The organism is Dokdonella sp., from assembly GCF_051958935.1.
Classification (GTDB): domain Bacteria; phylum Pseudomonadota; class Gammaproteobacteria; order Xanthomonadales; family Rhodanobacteraceae; genus Dokdonella_A.
This window is the reverse complement of sequence record NZ_JBQCFP010000104.1, coordinates 17,230-41,077: the sequence shown is the minus strand read 5'-3', so window position 1 is coordinate 41,077 and position 23,848 is coordinate 17,230. Positions and strand designations below refer to the sequence as shown.

Here is a 23,848-nt window from a genome sequence, read left to right as displayed (position 1 = left end):
GCCCTCGCCTGGCGCCCTTGGTACCGCCAGGACTGGCTGCTGGAGAACGTGCTGGTCCTTCTCGCGCTGCCACTGCTCGTCGCCGGCGCGTCCCGTTTGCGACTGTCGCATGCCGCTTATAGCTGTCTCTTCGTGTTTCTCTGCGCCCACGAGATCGGGGCCCACTACACGTATTCGATGGTTCCCTACGACGGGACGCTCCGCGCGCTGTGCGGGCACTCGTTGAATGAACTGCTCGGCTTCCACCGCAACCACTTCGATCGCCTCGTCCACTTCCTGTTCGGCCTGCTTCTGCTGCCGGCCACGGCGGAAGTGTTGAACGCACGCGTGCGCATGCGTGGCGCATGGGCGTTCGTGCTGCCTGTTCTCGTCATCGAAGCTTCCTCCGCGATCTTCGAACTGATCGAATGGGCCGCGGCGCTCCTGTTCGGAGGCGACCTGGGCGAAGCGTATCTAGGCACGCAGGGAGACAACTGGGACGCGCAGTGGGACATGGCCCTGGCGCTGCTGGGTGCCCTCATCGCGCAATCGGTGCGCGCGTGGCGCAGACCGCGCGCACCACGGGACCGCCGTGGCAGCCGCCCGGTGGCGTGATCCGCGCCGCGCGCTCAGCAGCGTACATGACGATATCGTCGCGTGCCCATCCCGACGCGCACGATGGCGATCCCTAGCGCTGGGGCGGGCATCCATCATGACGGGTGCCCGCCTCGGCTCGGACGATGCACCTTCCGTTCGAGCGCGTCCTCGTGCCTCGGCGCGGCCGGATGCGTCTAGCCCGATGGCCCGGGCGACGACGGCAACGCGCGACCAACGGGGCTGCAGTCGCCGAGATACTGCGACTTCGTCAGCCAAGCCGGGTCGGGATAGTACGCAAAAAGGAACGAGCCCTTGTTCATCGTATCGATGAGGGCACGAGCGATGGCGGGGCGCACCGCCGGGCAGCCGAAACTCCTGCCCAAGCGTCCCTGGGCGCGAATGATCCCGTCATTCACGTAGTCCGCGCCATGGATGACGATCGCGCGCTCCATCGCCTGATCGTTGAACCCCGGCTCGAGACCGCGCAGTCGCAAGGAATAGCCATTGCGGCCCGAATAGCTGCCCGCGTTCTCGAACACGCCAATGCTCGATTCAAGACTGCCAGGCGTGTTGGAAAAGTGCTCGGCGAGATCCCCTCCACTGTTGCGGCCGTGCGCGACATGTTCCTCGAACAGGAGATGCCGCGTAGTGACGTCGAACACCCACAACCTCCGCTCGGTCGATGGGCGCGAGTAGTCGATGATTGCGAGGATGCGGTCGACCTCGTCTGCCTGCCTGTTGCGGCACGCCAACGCACTGGTCGCCATTTCGAGAACACGTGGATTGGCCGCCGGCGCGGCATGCCAAAGCGCGGTCGCCGCCTCCGCGATGTCCGCGTCCCCGCGGACTGTTTCGAGTCGCGCTGCACTCGAGGCTCCGTGAAAGAGCGTGGCAGCAAGCGAGGCCGCGACGAGAAGACTCTGCCTGGATTTCACCATGAACGTCATGACGCAAGCGTAGCAGTCGCACATGCGCGACTCCATCGACCGCCAGCCGGCACAGTCGTTAAATTGTAATTACCCAGGGTATCGCCGCTGCCGGCAACCATCGCGCTTCTCGCAATCTGCGCGAGCACTCACCGGTACACGAGTACCGGAACCGTGCTGTGCGTGAGCACCTTCTGCGTTTCGCTGGCGAGCAACAGCGCATCAAGGCCGCGCCGTCCATGCGACGCCATCAGGATCAGGTCGCAACCGTTCGCCCTCGCGGCGTCGATGATCGCGCCGGCCGGGTCGTCGGTCGTCACATGGCGCGTATTGCACGGTACGTCGAGCGCGCGCGCTGCCTTCTGCACGAAGCCGAGGCGCCGGTTCGCGTACGCCTGCGCCGCCTTCGCGTAGTCGCCGCGACCGATGCCGAGCAGGCCCATCATCACGTCGCTCGCGTGGAACCTCGGGATCGCATGGAACACCGTCACGCGCGACTTCAATGCGTGCGCGAAGCGCAGTCCCTTGCGCACGGCCTTCTGCGACAGTTTCGAGCCGTCGGTCGGAATGAGGATGTGCTCGAACACGGCGACACCTGCTCAGCGGTAGACGAGCACGGGCACGGTACTGTGGGTGAGCACCTTCTGCGTCTCGCTTCCGAGCAGCACGCCCTGCAACCCCTTGCGCCCATGCGAGGCCATGAGGACGAGATCGCAACGCTTGCGTTTCGCCTCGCGGATAATCGCCGCCCACGGCTGGTCGCTCGACACGTGCGCGGTGTCGCAGGGTACGCCCGCCTTACTCGCCTCCGTGGCGATGCCGGCGAGCACGGTGCGCGCGCGCGCGACCGCTGCCGCACGATATTCGCCGGCGGTGCCCTCGAGCATCTGCGCATCGAACGTGAACGTGCGGAACTTCGGGATCGCGTGGAACGCGACAAGGCGCGCGCCCGTGCCAGCCGCAAGGCGTATCGCGGCGCGTACGGCCTTGTTCGACAGCTCGGAACCATCGGTCGGAACGAGGATGCGCTGGAACATGGCGGGCTTCTCCGAATGGCGAACAGCGGGCTCGCCGGCAAATCCACGCTACGCCGCTGTGGTCGCGCTTCATTGACCTGCGTCAAGTCGACCGCGCTCGTGCCGTTTGGATCGACGTGGCGCTCGGCCGCGTCGAGCCCTGTCCCCGTTCGTCGCGCGATCAGGACACGCGGCGCGGCTTCAGGCGCCCGGCGTCGCGAGGTGCGCAACCACCCAGTCGATCAACGCACGCAGGCGTTTGAGCTTGCGCAAGTCTCGGTGATAACCCATCCAGGTGTCGCGACTTGGCGGCGCTTCGCCGAGGTCGACGGGCGCGATGCCCGGCGTGCGATCACCGAGCGATTGCGGGAGCACGGCGAGGCCGCAGCCAAGCGCGCACATGCGCGCCTGCACGTCGCGGCTGTTGCTCCGGAAAGCGATCTTCGCACGCGGCAACATGGCCGGGAGCCAGCCGTCGTCGGGGATGCCGTTGAACGAGGTGTCCATGACGATGAGGTCGGTGCCGGCGCCGTCGCCCGCTCGCGGTCGCTGGAGGCCGCGCTTGGCGTATACGCGATAGCTCGTGCGCAACAGTCGGCGCGATACCACGTCCGGTTCGTCGAACGGGCGGATGCGGAACGCGAGGTCGGCCTCGCGCCGGGTCAGGCTGAGCAGGCGCCCCTCGGTCAGGAGTTCGATCGTGACACCGGGGTGTTGCTGCGCAAACCCCGCGAAGACCGGCGCGAGCACGGTGGTGCCGAACCATTCCGACGAGGTCGCGCGCAGGAAGCCGTCGAGCTCCTGCCCTGCTCCGGCGAGCGTGCGCTCGATCGTCAGCGCCTCCTGTTCCATGCGCTGCGCGCTGGCGAGCACGGCCCCTCCTTCGTGCGTGAGCACGAAGCCCTTCGGCGTGCGCTGAAAGAGGCTGTGGCCCGTGGCGGATTCGAGCGCGCGCAGCCGCCGCCCGAGCGTCGGCTGGCTCTGTCCGAGCTTGCGCGCGGCCGCGCCGAGCGAACCCTCGCGCGCGACGGCGAGGAACACGCGCAGGTCATTCCATTCCACGCAATGCCTCGGATGCATGAGCGGCCATGCAATTATGCACGAGCATCATTCGTCCATGGCGATTCCAAGCCTGCGCGCCGATCGACTAGCGTGGCGCCGCAACGCGCATCCACAGCGCGGCCGTCACAACGCCCGGAGAATGCCTTGTCGAGAATACGTTCCCTGCTTCAGTCGGCTGCCGATCTCGTGCTCGGGCTCGGCCTCATCGCGCTCGCGTTCGGCGCGATCCGATTCGCGGTAGTACCGGCCCTGACCGGGCCCTTCGGCCTCGCTGCCGATTCGCTCGCTGCAGCCTTCCTGCGTCGCGGCGGCGCGGCGTTCGGCATCCTGTTCGCGTACTGGGCATTCGTGACATTACGCGAACGGCGCGTGGCGACCGAGTTGTCGCCTGCCCCACGCGCGATCGGCGGCGGCATCGTCACGGGAGTCGCGATGATCGCGCCGCCCATACTCGTGCTGTTCGCAACCGGCGCGTACCAGGCGACATGGCGCGGATGGCAGGACGCGCTGCCGGGTGACGCCGTCGTCATCCTCATCGCGGCGATGCTGGAAGAAGTCGTGTTCCGCGGCGTGCTGTTCCGCCAGCTGGAGCGCGCCCTGGGAACGGCGGTCGCGATCGTCGCCACCGCGCTCGTGTTCGCGGTCGTGCATCTGTCGAACCTCGGCGAAGGCAGCACCATGCCGGCGCTCGTGACGACCTTCGTCTCGGTCGGCGTGATCGGCGGCTTCTGGACTCTGCTGTTCGCGCGAACGCGCAACCTCTGGTTCGTCACGTTCCATCACGCGACGTGGAACTTCGCGATCGTGCTCAGCGGCGCTCCGCTGTCGGGACTCGAGGAATGGCTCGACGCCGCCCCGCTGCTGACGGTCGACCACGGACCGACCTGGCTCACCGGCGGCGCATTCGGGCCCGAAAATTCCGTCCTGACGATCCTCATCGTCGCCGCGACCATCGGCGTACTCGTGCGCCGGAGCATCACGCGCCCCCGGTCGAACGACGACCGGCCTGCGCCGCCCCGGCATCACGCGTGATCGCATTGAGCGAAAAACGGCTTCCCGCCTGACGGAACGCTGCTCGCGCTACCGAGCATGATTCGACCCTAGAAGCCGGGACAGGGCACGCAGTGGCGGGCGCCGACGCGTACGGTCGCGGAACAGCTGCATCCGGCCTAGCGCTGGGTCGCCACGCGCGCTCGAAGCTCCGGCACCACGTCCGCTTCGAACCACGGATTGCGCTTGAGCCAGGCCTGGTTGCGCGGCGACGGATGTGGCAGAGGCAGCACGGCCGCGCCGTAGTCGCGCCACGCGCGCACGGTATCGGTGAGCGAAGGCTTGCGCGTGGTACCGAGGAAACGCTGCTGCGCGTACTGGCCGATGAGCAGGGTCAGGCGGACCGCCGGCAGCTGCGCGAGCAAACGGTCGAGCCAGAGCGGCGCGCATTCGGGGCGCGGCGGATTGTCGCCGCCACGGTCACGACCCGGGTAACAGAAACCCATGGGCACGATCGCGAACCTCGACGCGTCGTAGAACGTGGTTGCGTCGACGCCGAGCCACTCGCGCAGGCGCTTTCCGCTCGCGTCGTCCCACGGGATGCCGCTCGCATGCACGCGCGCCCCGGGCGCCTGGCCGACGATGAGGATGCGCGCGCCGGCCTGCGCCTGCAGCACGGGGCGTGGCCCGAGCGGCAGGTTCGCGGCGCAGGCGCGGCATGCGCGGATCTCCGCGAGCAGCGACCCGAGCGCGTCGAGGGCGGCTCGGGTGCTCATCGGATGCCGGGCACGTTGGACCGGAGCGAGCGCGACCGGCGACGATGCGAACCGTTCACGTGCATGGCGCTATGGTATCGCCACATGCGGCCGGTCACGGCCGTATCGGAACGAGGCGTGCGATGAAGAAGACGTTCAAGGTCGGCGATCACGTCCGTTGGAATTTCGAAGCCGGCCACGTCACCGGCACGATCATCGCCGTGCACACGCACGATTTCGACTACAAGGGCCACCGCCACCGCGCGAGCGCCGACGAACCTCAGTACGAGATCAGGAGCGACCGCACCGACCACGTCGCCGCGCACAAGGGCCGCGTGCTCGAACACGTGCGCTGAGCGTGCTGCGTGCGCCTGCCCTACTTCACGATCGGCCATTCCACGCGCAGCCTCGAGGCGTTCGTCGAACTGCTGCGCGGCCCACGGGTCTCGCGCATCGTCGACGTGCGCAAGTTGCCGCGATCGCGGACGAATCCGCAGTTCAACGAAGACACGCTGCCCGCGGCGCTCGCGGATGCTGAGATCGCGTACGAGCACGTCGACGCGCTCGGAGGCCGCCGCGGCAAGCGCACGGACGTGCCGCCGGAGCTCAATGCATATTGGACCCACCGCAGCTTCCACAACTACGCCGACCATGCACTCTCCGCTGAATTCCGCGCGGGCCTCGAATACCTGATCGCCGCGGGTCGCGACGAGCGCTGCGCGATCATGTGTTCGGAAGCGGTGTGGTGGCGCTGCCATCGGCGCATCATCACCGATTACTTGATTGCGGCAGGCGAAACGGTGGAACACATCATGGGCCAGGGCCGCATCGATCATGCGAAGCTCACGCCGGGCGCGCCCGTGCGCGCCGACGGCACGGTCGTGTATCCGCCGCCGTAGCACGCTCAACGCCGCGAGCGGAAGAAGCGCGTGAGCATTCCTGACGCGTCCTCGGCGAGCACGCCGCCGGCGACGGCGGTGCGATGGTTGTGGCGATCGCTGACGAGCGTGTCGAACACGCTGCCCGCGGCGCCCGTCTTCGGGTCGGTCGCGCCGTAGACGACGCGCGCGACGCGCGCATGGATGATCGCGCCCGCGCACATCACGCACGGCTCGAGCGTGACGTACAGCGTCGAACCGGGAAAGCGGTAGTTGCGCAGGCGCCGGCCGGCATCGCGCAGCGCCTGCACTTCTGCATGCGCAGTCGGGTCGTCGAGCGTGATGTTGCGGTTCCAGCCTTCGCCGACGATCGCGTCGTCGAGCACGAGCACGGCGCCGACCGGCACTTCGCCGTCGTGCTCCTCGGCATGGCGCGCGAGCTCGAGCGCGCGCCGCATCCAGACGACGTCGGCATCCGCCTGACCTGCCGCGCTCGCATCGCGTCGCGTCATCGCCGCGGCGCTCACTCCCACTCGATCGTCGCGGGCGGCTTGCCGCTGATGTCGTAGACGACGCGCGAGACGTGCGGGATCTCGTTGATGATGCGGTTGGAGACCAAGCCGAGGAAGTCGTACGGCAGGTGCGCCCAGTGCGCGGTCATGAAGTCGATCGTCTCGACCGCGCGCAGTGCGATCACCCACTCGTAGGCGCGCGCATCCCCGACCACGCCGACGGACTTCACGGGCAGGAACACGGCGAAGGCCTGGCTCGTGCGGTCGTAGAGGTCGGCCTTGCGCAGTTCCTCGATGAAGATCGCGTCGGCGCGCGCGAGGATTTCGGCGTACTCACGTTTCACTTCGCCGAGGATTCGCACGCCGAGGCCGGGGCCCGGGAACGGGTGGCGGTAGACCATTGCGCGCGGCAGGCCGAGTTCGACGCCGATGCGGCGCACCTCGTCCTTGAACAGCTCGCGCAGCGGCTCGACGAGCTTGAGCTTCATCTGCTCGGGGAGGCCGCCGACGTTGTGGTGCGACTTGATCACGTGCGCCTTGCCGGTCTTGCTGCCGGCCGACTCGATCACGTCGGGATAGATCGTGCCCTGCGCGAGCCACTTCACGCCTTCGAGCTTGTGCGACTCCTCGTCGAACACCTCGACGAAGAGGCGCCCGATGATCTTGCGCTTGGCTTCCGGATCCTCGACGCCGGCGAGCGCACCGTAAAAGCGATCGGCCGCGTTGACGCGGATGACGTGCACGCCCATTCCGCGTTCATTCGAAGCGGCGGCCATCGTTGCCATGACCTGGTCGCCTTCCTGCCAGCGCAGGAGCCCGGTGTCGACGAACACGCAGGTGAGGCGATCGCCGATCGCGCGATGCAGCAACGCGGCGACGACCGAGGAATCGACGCCGCCGGAGAGACCGAGCAGCACGCGGTCCTCACCGACCTGCGCACGCACGCGCGCCACCTGGTCTTCGATGATGTTGGCTGCGGTCCATAGGGTTTCGCAGCCGCAGATCTCGGTCACGAAGCGCTTGAGCAGCGTATTGCCCTGCTTGGTATGCGTGACTTCGGGATGGAACTGCACGCCGTACCAGCGCTTCTCCTCGTGCGCCATCGCGGCGACCGGGATGCGATCGGTTTTCGCGGTCACGACGAAGCCGGGCGGCGCCGCGGCGACGTGGTCGCCGTGGCTCTTCCACACGTCGAGCACCGGTGCGGGAGCATGGGCGCTGAGGCCCGCGAGCAGCGCGTCCTTCGCGACGACCTCGACGCGCGCATGACCGAACTCGCGTGCCTCGGCCGCTTCGGTCGCGCCGCCAAGCTGGGCGGCCATCGTCTGCATGCCGTAGCAGATGCCGAGGATCGGCAGGTTGCTGTCGAACGCTTCCTGCGGCGCGCGTGGCGCGCCCGCGAGCGTGGTCGACTCCGGCCCGCCGGAGAAGATGATGCCCTTCGCGCCCCAAGCGGCGATCTCGGCGGGATCGTGGTCCCACGCCCAGATCTCGCAGTAGACGCCGAGTTCGCGGATGCGGCGCGCGATGAGCTGCGTGTACTGCGCGCCGAAGTCGAGGATGAGGATGCGGTCCTGGTGGATGCGGTCCAAGGATCAGAACTCCAAGGTGGCGGCGAGACGCTGGCGCATCTCGATGTATTCGGAACTGTGGTCGCCCTGCTCGTCGAGCGCGTCCTGCAGCACGAGCAGCCAGGCGCGGTCGTCTTTGCCGAGCGCGAAGACTTCGTGGCTGATCGTGCTCGCGGCGACGCGCACCTTCGACGCGACGCCGGTCAGCGTGCCGGCACGTTCGGTGCGCAGCACCGCCTTTGCGCGGTCGGCGCGCTTGGTCGAGCCGAGCGATTCCTCGAAACCGGCCACGACGTCGTCCACGGTGCGCGCGTGGCCGCGCGGCTGCTCGAACACCATGATCACCGCGTCGTTGCCGTCGAGCGTCCAGCTGCGCGGCGGCGATGGATCGCTCTCCCACGGGAAATGCCGCGGGTAATCGAACTGCAACGAGCCTTGCGCGAAGTGCCGCCACGGCAGCTCGTCGATGCGCAGCTTCGCCTTCGTGCCGCCGACCTCGACGTCGAGCGGGGCGCCCGCAGTCGTCACGTACTGCCGGCCGTCGAGTTCGACGCGCAGCTGCGTCGGCGGTTCGTCGCTGGCCGCGCTCCCAGTGGAGGCGATGAGCGCGGCGAGAAGCATCGGCGGGGTGCGCACGGTCAATCCAGGCGGTAGTTGGGAGCTTCCTTGGTGATCGTCACGTCGTGCACGTGCGACTCGCGCACGCCGGCGGTGGTGATGCGCACGAACTGCGGGCGCGTTCGCATCTCCTCCATCGTCGCGCAGCCGACGTAGCCCATCGACGCGCGCAGGCCGCCGGACAGCTGGTGCACGATGTTGCGCAGCGGGCCGCGGTACGGCACGCGGCCCTCGATGCCTTCGGGCACGAGCTTGTCGGAGTCGGCCTCGTCCTGGAAGTAACGATCCTTCGAACCCTTCTCCATCGCGCCGAGCGAACCCATGCCGCGATAGCTCTTGTACGAACGGCCCTGGTAGAGCTCGACTTCGCCGGGCGCCTCCTCGGTGCCGGCGAACATGCCGCCGATCATCACGCAGTCCGCGCCGGCGGCGATCGCCTTGGCGATGTCACCCGAATAGCGGATGCCGCCGTCGGCGATGAGGCCGACGTCGCTGCCTTCGAGTGCCTTGGCGACCATCGCGACCGCGGAGATCTGCGGCACGCCGACACCCGCGACGATGCGCGTGGTGCAGATCGAGCCGGGACCGACGCCGACCTTGACCGCATCGACGCCGGCGTCGACCAGCGCACGCGCGGCATCGGCGGTGACGATGTTGCCGGCGATCAGCGAAATGTCCGGGAACTGCCTGCGTACCCAGCGCACGCGTTCGATCACGCCCTGCGAATGGCCGTGCGCGGTATCGACGATGATCGCGTCGACGCCCGCTTCGACGAGCGCGGCGATGCGCTGCTCGGTGTCGCCGCCGGTACCGACCGCGGCGCCGACGCGCAAGCGCTCGTGCGCGTCCTTGCATGCATTCGGGTTGTCGCGCGCCTTCTGGATGTCCTTCACCGTGATGAGGCCGCGCAGGCGGAACGCGTCGTCGACGACGAGGACTTTCTCGATGCGGTGCTTGTGCAGCAGCGCGAGCACTTCGTCGTCCTCGGCGCCTTCCTTGACCGTGATGAGGCGCTCCTTGCGCGTCATGATGTTCTTGACCGGATCGTCGGGCTTCTTCTCGAAGCGCAGGTCGCGGTTGGTGACGATGCCGACGAGTTGCTCGCCCTCGACGACGGGCACGCCCGAGATGTTGTGGCGGCGGGTCAGCTGCATGACGTCGCGGATCGAGGTGAGCGGTTCGACCGTGATCGGATCGCGGATCACGCCGGCCTCGAACTTCTTGACCAGGCGCACTTCGGCGGCCTGGCGTTCGATCGTCATGTTCTTGTGGATGATGCCCATGCCGCCGCACTGGGCCATCGTGATCGCGAGGCGCGCCTCGGTCACGGTGTCCATCGCCGCCGAAATGATCGGCAGGTTCAGGCGGATCCTGCGGGTGAGCCGGGTGGAGAGGTCGACGTCGCGCGGAAGGACGGCCGAGTGGGCCGGAACAAGCAGGACGTCGTCGAACGTGAGAGCGTCGGTGAGTATGCGCATGCCCTATTTTACAGGGGTCGCGGCGTCCTCGCTACCCATGGTTCGTAGCCCGGTCACGGGAACCAGTGAATCCAAGGGCTGGTTGGAGGCAGCGCATGCCATCCGAGAGGCTACGGAGCTGCGCCGTCCTGTCGCGTGTCACGCATGCCCGGCCAGCGCGGCTTCCCAGCCGAACGCAGCCAGCAGCCGCTGCCAGGCGGCGTCGAGCGGCGCCTCGAGGCGCAGCAGCTCGCCCGTGGCCGGGTGGCGCACCTCGATCCTCCATGCGTGCAGCAGCAGCCGATGCACGCCGTAATGCTGGCGGATCAGCCGATTGTGGTCGCCGCGGCCATGGCTCGTGTCGCCGAGCAGGTGGTGCGAGATGTGGTGGAAATGGCGGCGGATCTGCCGGTAGCGACCGGTTTCCGGCGACACCTCGAGCAGGGAGTAGCTCTGCTGCGGATAGCGCCATTGCGGGATCGGCACCTCGACCGTCGCGAGCCGGCGCCAGCGCGTGAGCGCGGGCTTTGCCTCGCCCGCGAGGCTCGATCCCGAAAGCGGGTAGTCGATTTCGCCCTGCTCGGCCGGCCAGCCGCGCACGACCGCGAGGTAGGTCTTGGCAACCGAGCGCGCCATCAGCTGGCGGCCGAGGTCGGCCGCTGCCGCGGCATGGCGCGCGACGAGCAGCACGCCGCTGGTCGCGCGGTCGAGCCGGTGCACCGCATGCAGCGGACCTTCGACCTGCAGGCGCAGGCGGTCCATGAGGTAATCCTCGTCGGCGCCGACAAGGCGGCTGCGATGCACGGCAAGCCCGGCGGGCTTGTCGATCGCGAGCAGGTCGTCGTCGGCATGGAGCAAGGCGAGCGCGGTCATCGCGCGATTCTAGCGTCGGATGATCCCTGCCCCGTCCGGTTTGCGTAGGTGGAGACGAGCGGCGCTTCGCCGCATCTTCGGAGCCATCGTCATGCGTACCTCGCCGCTGCTCGCCCTGCCCCTCATCCTCGCCACGACGGGCGGCGCCCGCGCCCAGGCCCTCGACGGCCAACTCGACGGCTCCTTTGGTTCCGCCGGCCAGCGCACCGTCTCGTTCGACGAGGGCAACACCGACAAGGACTACGCCCGCGCGATCGTCGTCGATGCACGGGGGCGCAGCTATCTCGTCGGCGACGTCGACAGCGCGAGCGGCCGCAAGATCGGCATTGCGCGCCTGCTCGCGAATGGTGACGTCGACTACGATTACGGCAGCGAAGGCCTGGGAAAGGTCGTCGCACCGTCGGGCCAGACGTCGATCAACGTGACGAGCGCCGTGCTCGATGCGGAAGGCTATCTGCTCGTCGCAGGGTCCACGCAGGTCTCGGGCGCGGACACGAGTTTCCTCGTTTGCCGCTTCGACCCCGCGGGCGAACTCGCCGACTTCGCCGGCGGCCAGTCGCCGTGCGCCTACCCGGATTTCAATATCGGCGGCTTCAAGACCGACGTCGCCAACTCGATCCTCGTGCAACCGGACGGCAAGATCGTGCTCGCGGGCTACGCCTCGACCGACACGGGGACGACGCTTGCGGTGGTGCGCCTCCTCGCCGATGGCACGTTCGATGCGGGTTTCGGCAACGGCGGCAAGACCACCTTCACGGGAGCGCCGTTCGTGTCGTTCGACGCGACGCGTATCCGCGGCAATCCCGACGGCTCGTTCGTCACCGCGGGCTCGGCTTACGACGTCGACGCTGCGCATTTCGGCGTGATCGTCCATGTCGGCGCCGACGGCATCGTCGATGCGGAGTTCAGCGGGGGGCATGGCTACGCGCGTTCGCCGAGCTCGAAATCGGAATTCACCGATGTCGTATGGAACGCGCACTGGAACCAGTACGTCGCGATCGGCAACCACATGAATCCCACGTCACGCGGGTTCTCGCAGTGCTATTTCGCCAGCGGTGGCGGCGTCAGCTGTCCGCACGGCGATGACAGCGGCGACTACAACCTCGGTTACAGCGTCACGTTCTCCGCGCTGCTGCCGCAGCCCGACGGTCGCTGGCTCGTCGCAGGCAGCTACGTGTCGGCGCAGAACGCACCATCCGAGCTGTTCATCGCGCGGCTCACCCCGTCGCTCGCGCTGGACGCGCTCGAGTTCGCCGCACCCGCGGGCTATGCCGTGCACGACTTCGGCTCGTTCGGGCAGCAGGACTTCGGCCATGCGGTCGCCTACCAGGGCGGGCGCATCCTCGTCGCCGGCGCGACCTTGTACGAGGCGAACACGAACGATTACGACTTCGCGGTCGCCGCCTTCACGCTCGATCGCATCTTCCAGAACGGCATGGAGACGCCGTGAACGAATCAGGCCGCCTCGAGTTCCTTCTGCAGGAACGCCTTCGCGGCGCGCGTGTCGCGCTTGATGGTCGGTTCCGACACGCCGAGGAGTTCGGCGATCTGCTTGACCTCGAGGCCGGCGAAAAAGCGCATCTCGACCACTTGCACGAGGCGCGGATCGAGCAGCGCGAGCTTTTCCATCGCGCGGTCCATGCCGACCAGCTGGGCCGCCTGTTCGTCGACCGGCAGCGGTGCGCCCTCCAGCACATCGAGCGAGACGTGCTCGGCGCCGGCGCCGCGGCGCTCGGCGAGGCGCGCACGCGCGTAGTCGATCACCACCTGGCGCATCGCGCGCGCGGCGGTCGCGAAGAAGTGCACGCGGTTCTCGAACACGCCGGCACGCCCCTCGAACAGCTTGAGGTAGGCCTCGTTGACGAGCACGCGCGTGTTGAGCGTGTCGCCGCGCCGGTGGCGACCGAGTTCGGCGCGCGCGATGCGCAGCAGGTCGTCGTAGACGAGCCGCAGCGCTTCCTCGCGTGCCTCGGAGTCGCTCGCGCTGGCGGCGATGACGCGGGTCAGTTCCGGGTTGTCGCTGCTCATGGGCCCCTCCTGGGCCGATGGTAATGCCGCGCACGCCCGCCGTCAGCATCGCGGCACCGTCGGCGGCTCGAACTGGTCACACGCCGACGTAGAATCGGACGAGGGGAAGCGGAGGGGATCGATGGACGCGCAACGCTGGCGCCGCGCACGCGAACTGTTCGACGAGCTCGTGGACACGCCGCAGGCCGGCTGGCGCACGCGCGTTTCCGAAGCCTGCGCGGACGACCCGCTCGTCGGCGAGGAAGTGCTGGCGATGCTGCGCGCGGACCAGGCGACCGGCGGCCAAGCCGACTTCGACGTGCATCTCCCCGCCGTCGTCGCCGAACTCGCCGGACACATGGCCGACGCGCACACGGGCGACGCATCGCCGGCGCACGAGGGCCGCCTGGTCGGTCCGTTCCGCCTGCTGCGCGAGATCGGCCGCGGTGGCATGGGCGCGGTCTGGCTCGCCGAGCGCGCCGACGGCGCGTTCCGCCAGCGCGTCGCGGTCAAGCTCATCCGCAGCGGCTGGGACGTCGACGAGGTGTTCGCGCGCTTCCGCGCCGAACGGCAGATCCTTGCCGGGCTGCAGCACCCGAACATCGCCCATCTCGTCGACGGCGGCGTCACCGCCGACGGCAAGCCGTGGCTCGCGCTCGAATACATCGACGGCGAGGACCTGCGCGCGTGGTGCGACGGCCGGCGGCTCGGCCTCGGCGAGCGCCTGCAGCTCTTCCTCACCGTCTGCGATGCGGTCGCGCATGCGCACCAGCGCCTCGTCGTGCACCGCGATCTCAAGCCGTCCAACATCCTCGTCGGTCGCGACGGCGTCGTGAAACTGCTCGACTTCGGCATCGCCAAGCTGCTCGACGCGGCCGACGGCGGCGTCAGCGCGACGCGTATGTTCACGCCCGAATACGCGGCGCCCGAACAGGTGCGCGGCGAACTGCTGACGACCGCGGTCGACATCCATGCACTCGGGTTGTTGCTCTACGAACTCCTGTGCGGGCGTCGTCCGTTCGATACGGACCATCCGACGCCCGCTGCCTACGAGCGCGCCGTGCTCGACCAGGAACCGACCCGGCCGAGCCTCGCGGTCGCGCGCGACGAGGCGACCGCGGCAATGATTGCCGCGAGCCGCGACCTCGCGCCGGCGCGGCTGCGCCGCGAACTACGCGGCGATCTCGACGCGATCGTGCTGAAGGCATTGCGCAAGGAACCCGCCCAACGCTATGCGAGCGTGCAGGCCTTCGCCGACGACGTGCGCCGCTACATCGCGCGGCAGCCGGTGCTGGCGCGCCGCGGCAGCTGGCGCTATCGCGGCGCGCGCTTCCTGCATCGGCATGCGCTCGCGGCGAGCCTCGCGGCGATTGCCGTACTCGCGCTGTGCGGTGGCCTCGCTGCCGCGTTGTGGCAGGCGCATGCGGCGAACGTGCAGCGCGACAGCGCGCGCGCGGCGCTCGGGTTCATGCGTTCGCTGTTCGACAATGCCGATCCCGCGCATCGCAAGGGTGACCAGCTCAGCGCACGCGACCTGCTCGACGCCGGTACGCGCACGATGCGCACCGCCCTGCCCGGCGAGGATGCCGCGCGCGGCGAGCTGCTGCTGACGATGGCCTCGGCCTATCTCGGCCTAGAGCAACTCGACGCAGCAGCGCCGCTCATCGACCAAGTGCGCGCGTCCGCGCAAGCGCGTGGCGATCGTCCGCAGCTCGCCGCGGCACTCATCCAGCAGTGCCGCCTGCGCGACCTCGGCAACCACCCGGACGACTGCCCGCCCCTGCTCGACCACGCGGAAAGCCTGCTCGATCCGCGCGAGCCGGAGCAGGCACGCCTCGTCGCGTACTCGCTCGCGCTGCGCGTCTACGGCCTGCAGCTCGCCAACCGCTACGATGCGATCGTCGAATCGATGCGACGCGGCCTCGACCTGCTCGGGAGTCGCCGCGAGGACCGCTACTTGCGCGTCGAACTCGCCTCGCACCTCGCCTTCGCGCTCAATCGGCTCGACCGCCCCGCGGAGGCGGAACGCGTGCTCGCGCCGTGGCTCGCGGAACTCCGCCACGACGACGACACCGAGCGCGTGCTGCTGGTCGACACGCTCGGCACGCTGTCGAGTTCGCTCGGCGCGCTCGGCCGGCACGACGAGGCGATCGCGATGCAGCGCGAGGCGGTCGAGGTCGCCGAAAAACTCTACGGACGCGACGATCCGACCGTCGCCGAGTCGTACAACACACTCGCGCGCACGCTCAACGGTGCCGGACGGGTCGACGAGGCCGTCGCCGCGATGCGGCGCGCGGTGGAACTCGACCGCGGCAACGAGGCCGGCGGCAGGAACCCCGAACTCGCGAGCGCGCTGTGCAACCTCGCGGTTCTGCTCGTGAAGCAGGAACACTACGCCGATGCACTGGCGAAGCTCGACGAGGCGGTCGAGCTCGCGCGCGAAGCCGAGTTCGATGCCGACCTCGGCCGCAGCCTCTGGTGGCGCGCGGTCGTCCATCTCGTGACCGGCCGCGCCGCCGATGCGCGCGCGGATGGCAAGCGCATGGCCGACGTGCTCGCACCGAGTCATGCCCCTGGCGACGAGGCGATGCTGCGCGGCCGCGCGCTCGCGTTCGCGGCGGATCTCGTCGAACGCGGACCTGCGGCAGCAACGGCACCGGCATGCGCGGACACGGACGCGATCGCCGATGCGTTCTCGCGCACGTCGCAGGCGAGCGGCGCCGATGCACGCTTCGCGACCTACCTCACCGCGCTCTGCGCACGGCATGCGCCGCCGGCGGATCCGGTACCGCCGCTCGCAATGCACTACGCGCGCATCGTCGCGCGAATCCGCGACGCCTGGGCCGCGGCGCGATGAACGGCACGGCAGACGCCGCGGCAGGCGCGAGGTAGCATCCGCGCGAGGAGGAGCCATGGACGCACGGCGCTGGCAACGCGCACGGGACCTGTTCGACCGCCTGGCCGACCTGCCCGGATCGGCCTGGCATGAACGCCTGCTCGTCGAATGCGGCGACGATGCGCAACTGCGCGACGAGGTGTTGTCGATGCTGCGCGCGGACGCGGCCGCGAGCCCGCGCACCGACGTGTCGGCGCATGCACCACTCGTGCTGCAGGACCTCGCCGAGCGCATTGCGGACGACGAAGCGCGCAGCGCCCGGGCCGCAGCCGGTCGCCTGGTCGGCCCGTTCCGCCTGGTGCGCGAAATCGGCCGCGGTGGCATGGGCGCGGTCTGGCTCGCCGAACGCGCCGACGGCGCGTACGCACAGCAGGTCGCGATCAAGCTCATCCGCGGCGCGTGGGATGCGGACGAAGCGCACGCGCGCTTGCGCAGCGAGCGGCAGATCCTCGCCGGCCTGCAGCATCCGAACGTCGCCCATCTCGTCGACGGCGGCGTCACTGCGGACGGCAAGCCATGGCTCGCACTCGAATACGTCGACGGCGAAGACCTGCTCGCGTGGTGCGACCGCCGCCGTGTCGGCATCGAACGGCGCCTGCGCCTGCTGCTGACCGTCTGCTCGGCCGTGAGCCATGCGCACCAGCGCCTCGTCGTGCACCGCGACCTCAAGCCCTCGAACATCCTCGTCGGCCAGGACGGCGTCGCCAAGCTGCTCGACTTCGGCATCGCCAAGCTGGTCGACGGTCCCGCCGCAGGCGTCGAGGCGACGCGCCTGTTCACGCCGGAGTACGCGGCTCCGGAGCAACTCCGCGGCGAAGCGGTGACGACTGGGGTCGACGTGTACGCACTCGGCCTGCTGCTCTACGAAGTGCTCGTCGGCCGCCGCGCGCGCGAGCTCGCGGACGCTGCCACGCCGTCGACCGGCACGCTCGAACCGATGCGACCAAGTGCTGCGCTCGCGCGCACGACCCGCGTGCGCACCGCGCGCGCCGCGGCACGGCGCAGCCTCACTCCGCGCAGCCTGCGCCGCCGCCTGCACGGCGATCTCGATGCGATCGTGCTGAAGGCGTTGCGCGACGACCCGCGCCAGCGTGACGCGAGCGTCGGCGAACTCGCCGCCGACATCGAACGACACCTCCTGAGCCGACCCGTGCACGCGCGCCGTGGTGACTGGCGCTATCGCGCCGGCCGCTTCCTGCGCCGCCATGCGATAGCCGCGACTGCCGCTGCGCTCGGCGCGCTGGCCGTGCTCGCCGGCGGCACACTCGCCGCGTGGCAGGCCCACGTCGCCGCCGAGCAGCGCGACGTCGCGCAACGCGAGGCGGAAACCGCGCGTCGTACCGTCGACGTGCTCGTCGACGTGTTCAAGGCCGCGAACCCGGCGTCGCGGCCCGGCGAGACCGTGACGCCCGCCGATCTGCTCGACGAAGGCGTGCGCACCGTGCGCCGCAAGCTCGGCGACCAACCCGCCCAACGCGCCGCGCTGCTCGAGGCGCTCGGTCGCGCGCGCAACGGCCTCGGCACGTTCGCCGAGGCGCGACCGCTGCTCGAGGAGGCGCTTGCGCTGCGCGTCGCCGGCGACGACCGCCTCGCCGAGGCGAGCGTGCGACTCGCGCTCGGTACCGTGTGGAGCCGACAGTCGCGCAACGAAGAAGCGCTCGCCGAAGCCGAACGCGCATTCGCGCTCGGCGCAGGCGATTCGCGCCAGGCGGCCGAGCTGCGCGCGACGGCGGATTTGCATGCGGGCATCGAGCTGGCCAACCTCGAACGCTGGAACGAGGCGGAGCCCCGCCTGCGCCGCAGCGCGCAGGCACGCGCGACGCTGTTCGGCCGTGACAGCGAACCGTACTGGCAGGTGCTCGTGCCGTGGACGTTCAATCTCGCCGCGCGCGATCGGGCGGACGAGGCGCTCGCGCTGCTCGAACCCGCCTGGCAGGCGATCGCCGCGCGCACCGCGGCAGGCGACTGGGACCGCAGCTACCTGCTCCGCGCGCGCAGCTACGCGCTGACCCAGGCCGGTCGCTACGACGAGGCGGTCGCGGTCCAGCGTGAAGCGCTGTCGATCGCCGAGCGCGTCTACGGCGACGATCACCCGAACACGAACGAGGCGCTCGTCAATCTCGCGTCGGCACTGTATCGCGCCGGCGAGGCCACGGAATCGGCCGACGCCTATGCACGCGCGATCGCCTGGCGCGTCGCCAACCCGACGCGCAAGCGCCTGCGCCGGCCGGACAACCAACTGCGCGGCTGGGCGCTCGCGCTCGACGCGGCCGGGCGCAGCGCCGAGGCGATCGACGTGCTCGCGCGCATGCGCGGGGAACGCCGCGCGATCGAGGGCGTCAGCGCAGGCGAACATGCCGAAGCGTGGCTGCTGCTCGCGCGCGCGCAGCGCCATGCACATCGCCTGGAGGACGCGGGTGCCTCGCTCGACGCGTACCGCAACGCGCTCGCATCCATCGAAGGCGCCGAGGGCGGCGCCGTCGCCGCGGGGCTCATCGAGCAGACCTGGCTCGCGATCGCGCTCGGCACGGCCGACCGCGAATGCGCCGACGCGCAACGCGCAGTGTCCCTGCTCGACAACGCGGCGGCGAAACGCGGCGAGCGCCTGCACGCACAGGCGGCGCTCGCCGCGTGCTGGATCGACACCGGGCAGCGTGACCGCGCGGCCGCGGCGATCGCCGCGCTGGCCGGCGATCGGCCGCGCCTGCTGCCGGTCGAGGCGCGCGCCGTCGACGAGGCGCTCTTGCGCTGGCGCGCCGCCGGGGCGGCTCAGCGCACGAGCGCGAGCGAGAGTTCCGGCCAGTAGGTGATCGCGAGTACCGCGGCGAACAAGATCAGGAAGAACGGCAGGCTCGCGCGCACCAGCGTGATCACCGGCTTGTCGAAGCGCATGCTCGCGATGAACAGGTTCATGCCGACCGGTGGCAGGAAGATGCCGAGCTGCAGGTTGGCGAGGAACACGATGCCAAGGTGGATCGGGTCGATGCCGTAGTGCAGCGCGACCGGCAGCACGAGCGGCACGAGGATGATGATTGCCGGGAAACCCTCGAGCAGCATGCCGAACACGAGCAGGAACACGTTGAGGATGAGCAGGAACGTGCCGCGACTCGTGATGTGGCCCTGGATCGCCTGGAACAGCTTCTCCGGCACCTCGGCGTCGATGAGCCAGTTGGTGAGCGCGAGCGAGAAGCCGAGGATAACGAGGATCGCGCCGACCAGCAGCATCGCCTCGCGCGCGATCGCGGGGAGCTTGCGCAGCGGGATCTCGCGCCGGATCAACACGGTCACGACCAGCACGTACAACGCGGTCGCGGCCGCGGCTTCGGACGCGGCGAGCTTGCCCGAATAGATGCCGCCGAGGATCACGAACGGCAGCGGGATGTCCCAGGCCGCACCGCGCAGCGCCGCGAGCAGTTCGCCGCCGGACACCTTCGAGCGCACCACGCCCACGCGCCGCGCATGCCAGACGCTGTAGATGCCGAGCAGCAGCACCATCAACGCGCACGGCAGCACGCCGGCCTTGAACAGCGCGTCGATCGTCACCGGCGGCGTCGTGTGGAACTGCTGCGCGACGACGCCGTAGAGGATCAGCGGCATCGAGGGCACGAGGATGAGTCCGAGGCTGCCCGACGCGGTGAGCAGGCCGAGCGAAAACTTCTCGCCGTATTTTTGCTGCAGCAACGCCGGGTACAGCACCGCGCCGAGCGCGACGATCGTGACACCGGTCGCGCCGGTGAAGGCGGTGAACATCGCGCAGGCGATCACCGCGACGATCGCGAGGCCGCCCGGCAGCCAGCCGAGCAGCGCGTTCGTCACGCGCACCATGCGCTGCGGCGCCTGGCTCTCGGCGAGCAGGTAGCCGGCGAGCGTGAACAGCGGGATCGCGATCAGCGCCGGCATGTCGGCGAGGCGGTAGAACTCGACCGCGACCGCGACGCCGTCCTGCCCCGCCGCATGGAAGCCGAGCAGCGCGACCGCCGCGATCAGGGCGAACAGCGGCGCGCCGAGCGCCGCGAGGACGACCAGGAGACCCGCGACGAGCCAGATCACGGCAGCTCCGGCGCGAGCGCGGGCGCATCGCTGCGCGGCGGCAGGAATGCACGCACGGCGAGACGCAGCGCGAGCAGGCCGAAACCGACCGGCACGATCGCCTCGATCGCCCAGTTCGGAACGCCCGCCGTCGCCGCGCCGGAGTCGATGTCGAGCTGAACGAGCGCAACGCCATACCACGCCATCGCCGCGGCCACCGCAGCGGCGAACAGCAGGGTGGCGACGCGCAATACGCGGCGCGTGCGACCGCGCACGAAGTGCGTCACGAGGTCGAGGCCGATGTGCTTGTCGTCGCGCGCGGCGGCGAGCGCACCGAGCATCGCCGCCCACAGGACCATCGCGCGCAGCAGCGGATCGGCCCACGAGAGGCCGCTTTCGAACACGTTGCGCAGCAGGATCTGCGCGCCGGCGAGCACGACCATCGCGAGCACGAGCACGGCGACGAGGCCGGTCTCGACGCGCTCGATCCAGCGCGCGAGGGCCCTGCCCGAGGTCGTCATTTGGCCGATCCGCCGCGCGCCTCGGCGAGCGCCGCGGTGAGCGCCGCGAGCATCTGCGGCGACAGTGCGCCCTCGCCCTCGAGCTGCTTGAACACGGCCTCGCCGACTGCCTGCCAGTTCTTCCGTTCGGCCTCGGATGGCGCGTCGAAGCTGATGCCCTGCTGCTTGAGCGCCTCGCGCGCGGAGGTGTTGTCGTTGCGATTGCCCGTTTCCAGGCGAGCGAAACCGGCCGCGAACTCCGCCTCGACGACCTTCTGGTCCTCGGCGCCGAGCGCGTCGAACGCCTTCTTGTCGAGGACGACTTCGCCGACGACGTAGCTGAGGGGCAGGTCCACGATGTGCTTGATCTTCGTGTGCCACTGGAACGCGAGCGCGCCCGAGGGCGTGTTCGCCGCGGAATCGATGAGCCCGGTCTGCAGGCTCGTGTAGACGTCGGACAGCGGCAGCGGGATCGGCGTGACGCCAGCCGCCTTGAAGCCGAGTTCGGCGACCTTGTCGCCCTGCGGCACCCACACCTTGGCGGCCTTGAGGTCGTCGCGCGTCTTGATCACGCGCGTGCTCATGAGGTACGCGAAACCGCCGCCGCTGATGCCGAGCAGTTCGTAACCATCCTTCGCGAATTGCTGCTTCAGGAGCGGATCGAGCTTGGCGCGCACCTTGTCCACTTCGTCCTGGCTGCGGAACATGAAAGGCAGGCTGTAGATCTGCGCGTCCTTGCTCATGATAGAGGCCTCGCCGCCGGTAAAGGCACCGCCCTGCAGCTGACCGATCTTCATCTTGCGCAGCACGGTCGCGTCGTCGCCCATGACGCCGCCGGGATAGAACTTCATCTCGACGCGGCCTTCGGTCTTCGACTTGATCGCCTCGCCGGCCGCGCGCATCTCGCGCATCCAGGCGGTGCCGTCCGGAGCAATCGTGGCGATCTTCAACGTCGCCGCATCGGCCACGCCGGCAACGAGCGCGAGCGCGGCGGCGAGCAGGGTCTTGTTCAAGCGATTCATGGTCGTTTCCATCGTGTGTGGGGCGAGCGCCCTCAGAAGAAATCCTTGCCCGATTCGAGCAGTGCGCGGGCACGCTGCTGGGCGAGCGTATTGATCAGGGTGAGTCCCGGCGCGTGCGGATCCGCCGCGATGGCCTCGTGGAGCAGTGCGTCATGCAGCTCCCGGTCGAACACGAGTCGTGCGTAATGCTGTGCGTAGAGGACGCGCACCATCTGGTTGCGGCCGCCCGACATTGCAAGCGCCTTCTCGAAGTCGGCCTTGCCCTCTTCCGGCTTGCCGCCAAGGCTCGCCGGGCGCAGCGTCGCGAGCACGCCGAGGTACATGTACGGCTCGCCGTTCGCGTGTTCCGGCGCGAGCACGACCACGCGCTCGAGCAACGCCTGCACCTTCGGAATGTCGGCGATCGCCTTCCAGTCGTCGCTGTTGGACTGGATCCAGCCGGCCCAGGCCGATGCGAGCGTATAGAGCACGCCCGCGTCCTTCGCGCGCGCGACTTCCGCCTGGAACGGTTCGAACGGTGCGTCGATCACCTTGCACAGCGCCTCGCTCGTGAGGCAGGTCGCGCGTTTGGCGTAGTCGAAACTGTGCGCGGCGAGGCGCTTCACGCGCACCGGATCGTCGACGAAGCCGCCCGCGTATGCGCCGTACAGGCGCGAGCCTGCCATCAACGCGCCCGTGTTCTGCGGATCGCCATGGATCACGCCATCGACCAGCAGCAGCCACGACGGAATGCCGTCGCGCGCGAGCTCGACGTCGTCCTGGTCGAGCACGCCGGCGGTGAGACTGTCCGCCAGGCGCTGGCTCGCGCGATTGACGACACCGGCGCAGCCGGCCAGGAGCAGCAGGCCGCCGAGGAGAAGGACTCGAATGGGCATCATGGGCGTCTCGCTTCCCGCGCGGATCACCGCGCGGGCTTCAGTCAAAAAAGGTCTCGGCCGCGTCCAGCGTATTTTCCATCAGCGTCGCCACCGTCATCGGCCCGACGCCGCCGGGCACCGGCGTGATCCACGACGCGCGCTCGGACGCCGACTCGAACTCGACGTCGCCGACGAGCCTGCCGTCGTCGAGGCGATTGATGCCGACGTCGATGACGACCGCACCCGGCTTGATCCACTCGCCCTTCACGAGCCCGGGCTTGCCGGCAGCGACGACGACGATATCGCCGTCGGCGACCTCGTGGCGCAGGTCCTGGGTGAACTTGTGGCAGCCGGTGGTCGTGCAGCCGGCGAGCAGCAGCTCGAGGATGAGCGGTCGCCCGACGTGGTTCGACACGCCGACCACCACCGCCTTGCGCCCGCGCACCGGACGATCGGTGTGCGCGAGCAAGGTCATCACGCCCTTCGGCGTGCACGGCCGCAGGCCGCGCTGGCGCAGGGCGAGGCGGCCGACGTTCTCGGCTTGGAAGCCGTCGACGTCCTTGCGCGCGTCGATGCGATCGATCAGCGGGGTGGGATTGATGCCCGCCGGAAGCGGCAACTGCAGCAGGATGCCGTGCACGTCGGGGTCGGCGTTGAGGCGGTCGATCAGGGCGACGAGGTCGCCTTCGCTCGTATCGGCCGGGAGATCGTGGTCGAACGAACGGAAACCGACATGCTTGCAGGCGCGGCGCTTGTTGCGCACGTAGACCGCCGACGCCGGATCCGCGCCGACGAGGATCACCGCGAGCCCCGGCGCCGGCCTTCCCGCGGCCACGCGCGCACGCACGCGCGCGGCGACGCCGTCGAGCAGGTCATCGGCGATGCGGCGGCCGTCGAGGAGTCGCGCGGTCATTTCGATTCCAGGCGAAAGCAGGCATTATCCCACGCCCGCGCGGCGCGGCTCAAACCGCGCGGTGCACCGGAGGCGCCATGTCCACCCTGGAAACCGAACTCGAAGCGGCCGCGTTCCGCCGCCTGCTCGAACACCTGCGCGCGCGCACCGACGTGCAGAACATCGACCTCATGATCACCGGCGGTTTCTGCCGCAACTGCCTCGCCGACTGGTACCGGGAAGCGGCCGCCGCGCGCGGCATCGAACTCGGCAAGGATGCCGCGCGCGAACGCATCTATGGCGAACCGTTCGCCGGGTGGAAGGCGAAGCACCAGCCGGAGGCGACGCCCGAGCAGCTCGCCGCATTCGCACAGGCGCAGAAGAAGCACTCCTGAGGCGCCGCGAGCGCGG

Annotated in this window: 24 protein-coding genes; 8 read left to right on the top strand and 16 right to left on the bottom strand. The window is 69.4% G+C overall.

All coding sequences use genetic code 11. The annotated features are described in order from the left end of the window. Nucleotides 1-594 (top strand): DUF2238 domain-containing protein (locus ACTHK2_RS09615; RefSeq protein ID WP_440245489.1); only part of this gene is annotated, 594 nt, incomplete at its 5' end. 176 nt (nucleotides 595-770) lie between these two features. On the opposite strand, the gene ACTHK2_RS09610 is transcribed toward ACTHK2_RS09615, so the two are convergent. The 4 genes from ACTHK2_RS09610 to ACTHK2_RS09595 form a co-directional block, all read right to left on the bottom strand. Next, nucleotides 771-1,514 carry a murein L,D-transpeptidase catalytic domain family protein gene (locus tag ACTHK2_RS09610; protein ID WP_440245491.1) on the bottom strand — a complete coding sequence of 248 codons (744 nt, stop codon included), beginning with the start codon at nucleotides 1,512-1,514 and terminating at the stop codon, nucleotides 771-773. Between the two features lie 137 nt (nucleotides 1,515-1,651). Next, nucleotides 1,652-2,089 carry a universal stress protein gene (locus ACTHK2_RS09605; protein ID WP_440245488.1) on the bottom strand — a complete coding sequence of 146 codons (438 nt, stop codon included), beginning with the start codon at nucleotides 2,087-2,089 and terminating at the stop codon, nucleotides 1,652-1,654. 12 nt (nucleotides 2,090-2,101) lie between these two features. Then, nucleotides 2,102-2,539, bottom strand: a complete 438-nt coding sequence (locus ACTHK2_RS09600; RefSeq protein WP_440245487.1) for a universal stress protein — start codon at nucleotides 2,537-2,539, stop codon at nucleotides 2,102-2,104. Between the two features lie 180 nt (nucleotides 2,540-2,719). Next, nucleotides 2,720-3,580 carry a LysR family transcriptional regulator gene (locus ACTHK2_RS09595; RefSeq protein ID WP_440245486.1) on the bottom strand — a complete coding sequence of 287 codons (861 nt, stop codon included), beginning with the start codon at nucleotides 3,578-3,580 and terminating at the stop codon, nucleotides 2,720-2,722. Between the two features lie 144 nt (nucleotides 3,581-3,724). On the opposite strand from ACTHK2_RS09595, the gene ACTHK2_RS09590 reads away from it, so the two are divergent. Further along, nucleotides 3,725-4,612: a lysostaphin resistance A-like protein gene (locus ACTHK2_RS09590; RefSeq protein WP_440245485.1), complete on the top strand. Its 888-nt coding sequence runs from the start codon at nucleotides 3,725-3,727 to the stop codon at nucleotides 4,610-4,612. Nucleotides 4,613-4,749: 137 nt separating this feature from the next. Here the strand turns inward: ACTHK2_RS09590 and ACTHK2_RS09585 are convergent, their stop codons facing one another. Continuing rightward, a complete protein-coding gene (locus ACTHK2_RS09585; RefSeq protein WP_440245484.1) occupies nucleotides 4,750-5,346 on the bottom strand; it encodes a uracil-DNA glycosylase family protein in 597 nt (198 codons plus the stop codon). A 122-nt stretch (nucleotides 5,347-5,468) separates the two neighbouring features. Between ACTHK2_RS09585 and ACTHK2_RS09580 the strand changes: the two genes are divergently transcribed. Both ACTHK2_RS09580 and ACTHK2_RS09575 read left to right on the top strand, forming a co-directional pair. Then, the gene (locus tag ACTHK2_RS09580; RefSeq protein WP_440245483.1) at nucleotides 5,469-5,681 is read left to right on the top strand and encodes a DUF2945 domain-containing protein; all 213 of its coding nucleotides are present in this window, start codon (nucleotides 5,469-5,471) and stop codon (nucleotides 5,679-5,681) included. Between the two features lie 9 nt (nucleotides 5,682-5,690). Further along, nucleotides 5,691-6,224, top strand: a complete 534-nt coding sequence (locus tag ACTHK2_RS09575; protein ID WP_440245482.1) for a DUF488 domain-containing protein — start codon at nucleotides 5,691-5,693, stop codon at nucleotides 6,222-6,224. A 5-nt stretch (nucleotides 6,225-6,229) separates the two neighbouring features. On the opposite strand, the gene tadA is transcribed toward ACTHK2_RS09575, so the two are convergent. From tadA to ACTHK2_RS09550, 5 genes are all read right to left on the bottom strand, one after another. Then, on the bottom strand, nucleotides 6,230-6,715 hold the full coding sequence (tadA, locus tag ACTHK2_RS09570) for a tRNA adenosine(34) deaminase TadA (protein ID WP_440245481.1): 486 nt from the start codon (nucleotides 6,713-6,715) through the stop codon (nucleotides 6,230-6,232). An 11-nt stretch (nucleotides 6,716-6,726) separates the two neighbouring features. Beyond that, a complete protein-coding gene (guaA, locus tag ACTHK2_RS09565) occupies nucleotides 6,727-8,307 on the bottom strand; it encodes a glutamine-hydrolyzing GMP synthase (RefSeq protein WP_440245480.1) in 1,581 nt (526 codons plus the stop codon). A 3-nt stretch (nucleotides 8,308-8,310) separates the two neighbouring features. Then, nucleotides 8,311-8,922, bottom strand: coding sequence for a hypothetical protein (locus ACTHK2_RS09560; protein WP_440245479.1), 612 nt, complete (start codon nucleotides 8,920-8,922; stop codon nucleotides 8,311-8,313). A gap of 2 nt (nucleotides 8,923-8,924) precedes the next feature. After that, nucleotides 8,925-10,382: an IMP dehydrogenase gene (gene guaB, locus ACTHK2_RS09555; protein ID WP_440245478.1), complete on the bottom strand. Its 1,458-nt coding sequence runs from the start codon at nucleotides 10,380-10,382 to the stop codon at nucleotides 8,925-8,927. A gap of 138 nt (nucleotides 10,383-10,520) precedes the next feature. Then, the gene (locus tag ACTHK2_RS09550; protein WP_440245477.1) at nucleotides 10,521-11,234 is read right to left on the bottom strand and encodes a pseudouridine synthase; all 714 of its coding nucleotides are present in this window, start codon (nucleotides 11,232-11,234) and stop codon (nucleotides 10,521-10,523) included. A 91-nt stretch (nucleotides 11,235-11,325) separates the two neighbouring features. Between ACTHK2_RS09550 and ACTHK2_RS09545 the strand changes: the two genes are divergently transcribed. After that, entirely contained in the window at nucleotides 11,326-12,684 is a 1,359-nt protein-coding gene (locus ACTHK2_RS09545) for a hypothetical protein (RefSeq protein ID WP_440245476.1), read from the top strand. 5 nt (nucleotides 12,685-12,689) lie between these two features. On the opposite strand, the gene ACTHK2_RS09540 is transcribed toward ACTHK2_RS09545, so the two are convergent. After that, nucleotides 12,690-13,262 carry an ECF-type sigma factor gene (locus ACTHK2_RS09540; RefSeq protein ID WP_440245475.1) on the bottom strand — a complete coding sequence of 191 codons (573 nt, stop codon included), beginning with the start codon at nucleotides 13,260-13,262 and terminating at the stop codon, nucleotides 12,690-12,692. A gap of 121 nt (nucleotides 13,263-13,383) precedes the next feature. On the opposite strand from ACTHK2_RS09540, the gene ACTHK2_RS09535 reads away from it, so the two are divergent. Together ACTHK2_RS09535 and ACTHK2_RS09530 are read left to right on the top strand one after the other, a co-directional pair. Next, on the top strand, nucleotides 13,384-16,098 hold the full coding sequence (locus ACTHK2_RS09535; RefSeq protein ID WP_440245474.1) for a protein kinase domain-containing protein: 2,715 nt from the start codon (nucleotides 13,384-13,386) through the stop codon (nucleotides 16,096-16,098). 55 nt (nucleotides 16,099-16,153) lie between these two features. Then, a complete protein-coding gene (locus ACTHK2_RS09530) occupies nucleotides 16,154-18,943 on the top strand; it encodes a protein kinase domain-containing protein (protein WP_440245473.1) in 2,790 nt (929 codons plus the stop codon). Here the strand turns inward: ACTHK2_RS09530 and ACTHK2_RS09525 are convergent. The 5 genes from ACTHK2_RS09525 to folD are packed head-to-tail and all read right to left on the bottom strand — an operon-like array spanning nucleotide 18,907 to nucleotide 23,458. Then, entirely contained in the window at nucleotides 18,907-20,187 is a 1,281-nt protein-coding gene (locus ACTHK2_RS09525; protein ID WP_440245472.1) for a TRAP transporter large permease, read from the bottom strand. The two genes, ACTHK2_RS09530 and ACTHK2_RS09525, sit on opposite strands and share 37 nt — an antisense overlap. Then, the gene (locus ACTHK2_RS09520) at nucleotides 20,184-20,687 is read right to left on the bottom strand and encodes a TRAP transporter small permease (protein WP_440245471.1); all 504 of its coding nucleotides are present in this window, start codon (nucleotides 20,685-20,687) and stop codon (nucleotides 20,184-20,186) included. The genes ACTHK2_RS09525 and ACTHK2_RS09520 overlap by 4 nt, the downstream gene beginning before the upstream one ends. Then, complete coding sequence (locus tag ACTHK2_RS09515) at nucleotides 20,684-21,688, bottom strand: TRAP transporter substrate-binding protein (RefSeq protein WP_440245470.1); 1,005 nt, start codon at nucleotides 21,686-21,688, stop codon at nucleotides 20,684-20,686. The genes ACTHK2_RS09520 and ACTHK2_RS09515 overlap by 4 nt, the downstream gene beginning before the upstream one ends. Before the next feature lie 32 nt (nucleotides 21,689-21,720). Next, entirely contained in the window at nucleotides 21,721-22,566 is an 846-nt protein-coding gene (locus ACTHK2_RS09510) for a TRAP transporter TatT component family protein (RefSeq protein ID WP_440245469.1), read from the bottom strand. 37 nt (nucleotides 22,567-22,603) lie between these two features. Further along, nucleotides 22,604-23,458, bottom strand: a complete 855-nt coding sequence (folD, locus tag ACTHK2_RS09505; protein WP_440245468.1) for a bifunctional methylenetetrahydrofolate dehydrogenase/methenyltetrahydrofolate cyclohydrolase FolD — start codon at nucleotides 23,456-23,458, stop codon at nucleotides 22,604-22,606. A gap of 77 nt (nucleotides 23,459-23,535) precedes the next feature. Between folD and ACTHK2_RS09500 the strand changes: the two genes are divergently transcribed. Further along, nucleotides 23,536-23,832, top strand: coding sequence for a DUF1244 domain-containing protein (locus tag ACTHK2_RS09500; RefSeq protein WP_440245467.1), 297 nt, complete (start codon nucleotides 23,536-23,538; stop codon nucleotides 23,830-23,832). The last annotated feature ends 16 nt before the right edge of the window (nucleotides 23,833-23,848 follow it).

Coding starts and splice junctions, on each gene's coding strand:
- tadA (WP_440245481.1), bottom strand. CDS start 6,715: ATGACGCGACGCGATGCGAGCGCGGCAGGTCAGGCGGATGCCGACGTC.
- ACTHK2_RS09500 (WP_440245467.1), top strand. CDS start 23,536: ATGTCCACCCTGGAAACCGAACTCGAAGCGGCCGCGTTCCGCCGCCTG.
- ACTHK2_RS09550 (WP_440245477.1), bottom strand. CDS start 11,234: ATGACCGCGCTCGCCTTGCTCCATGCCGACGACGACCTGCTCGCGATC.
- folD (WP_440245468.1), bottom strand. CDS start 23,458: ATGACCGCGCGACTCCTCGACGGCCGCCGCATCGCCGATGACCTGCTC.
- ACTHK2_RS09535 (WP_440245474.1), top strand. CDS start 13,384: ATGGACGCGCAACGCTGGCGCCGCGCACGCGAACTGTTCGACGAGCTC.
- ACTHK2_RS09545 (WP_440245476.1), top strand. CDS start 11,326: ATGCGTACCTCGCCGCTGCTCGCCCTGCCCCTCATCCTCGCCACGACG.
- ACTHK2_RS09580 (WP_440245483.1), top strand. CDS start 5,469: ATGAAGAAGACGTTCAAGGTCGGCGATCACGTCCGTTGGAATTTCGAA.
- ACTHK2_RS09520 (WP_440245471.1), bottom strand. CDS start 20,687: ATGACGACCTCGGGCAGGGCCCTCGCGCGCTGGATCGAGCGCGTCGAG.
- guaB (WP_440245478.1), bottom strand. CDS start 10,382: ATGCGCATACTCACCGACGCTCTCACGTTCGACGACGTCCTGCTTGTT.
- ACTHK2_RS09540 (WP_440245475.1), bottom strand. CDS start 13,262: ATGAGCAGCGACAACCCGGAACTGACCCGCGTCATCGCCGCCAGCGCG.
- ACTHK2_RS09610 (WP_440245491.1), bottom strand. CDS start 1,514: ATGGTGAAATCCAGGCAGAGTCTTCTCGTCGCGGCCTCGCTTGCTGCC.
- ACTHK2_RS09600 (WP_440245487.1), bottom strand. CDS start 2,539: ATGTTCCAGCGCATCCTCGTTCCGACCGATGGTTCCGAGCTGTCGAAC.
- ACTHK2_RS09515 (WP_440245470.1), bottom strand. CDS start 21,688: ATGAATCGCTTGAACAAGACCCTGCTCGCCGCCGCGCTCGCGCTCGTT.
- ACTHK2_RS09530 (WP_440245473.1), top strand. CDS start 16,154: ATGGACGCACGGCGCTGGCAACGCGCACGGGACCTGTTCGACCGCCTG.
- ACTHK2_RS09510 (WP_440245469.1), bottom strand. CDS start 22,566: ATGATGCCCATTCGAGTCCTTCTCCTCGGCGGCCTGCTGCTCCTGGCC.
- ACTHK2_RS09585 (WP_440245484.1), bottom strand. CDS start 5,346: ATGAGCACCCGAGCCGCCCTCGACGCGCTCGGGTCGCTGCTCGCGGAG.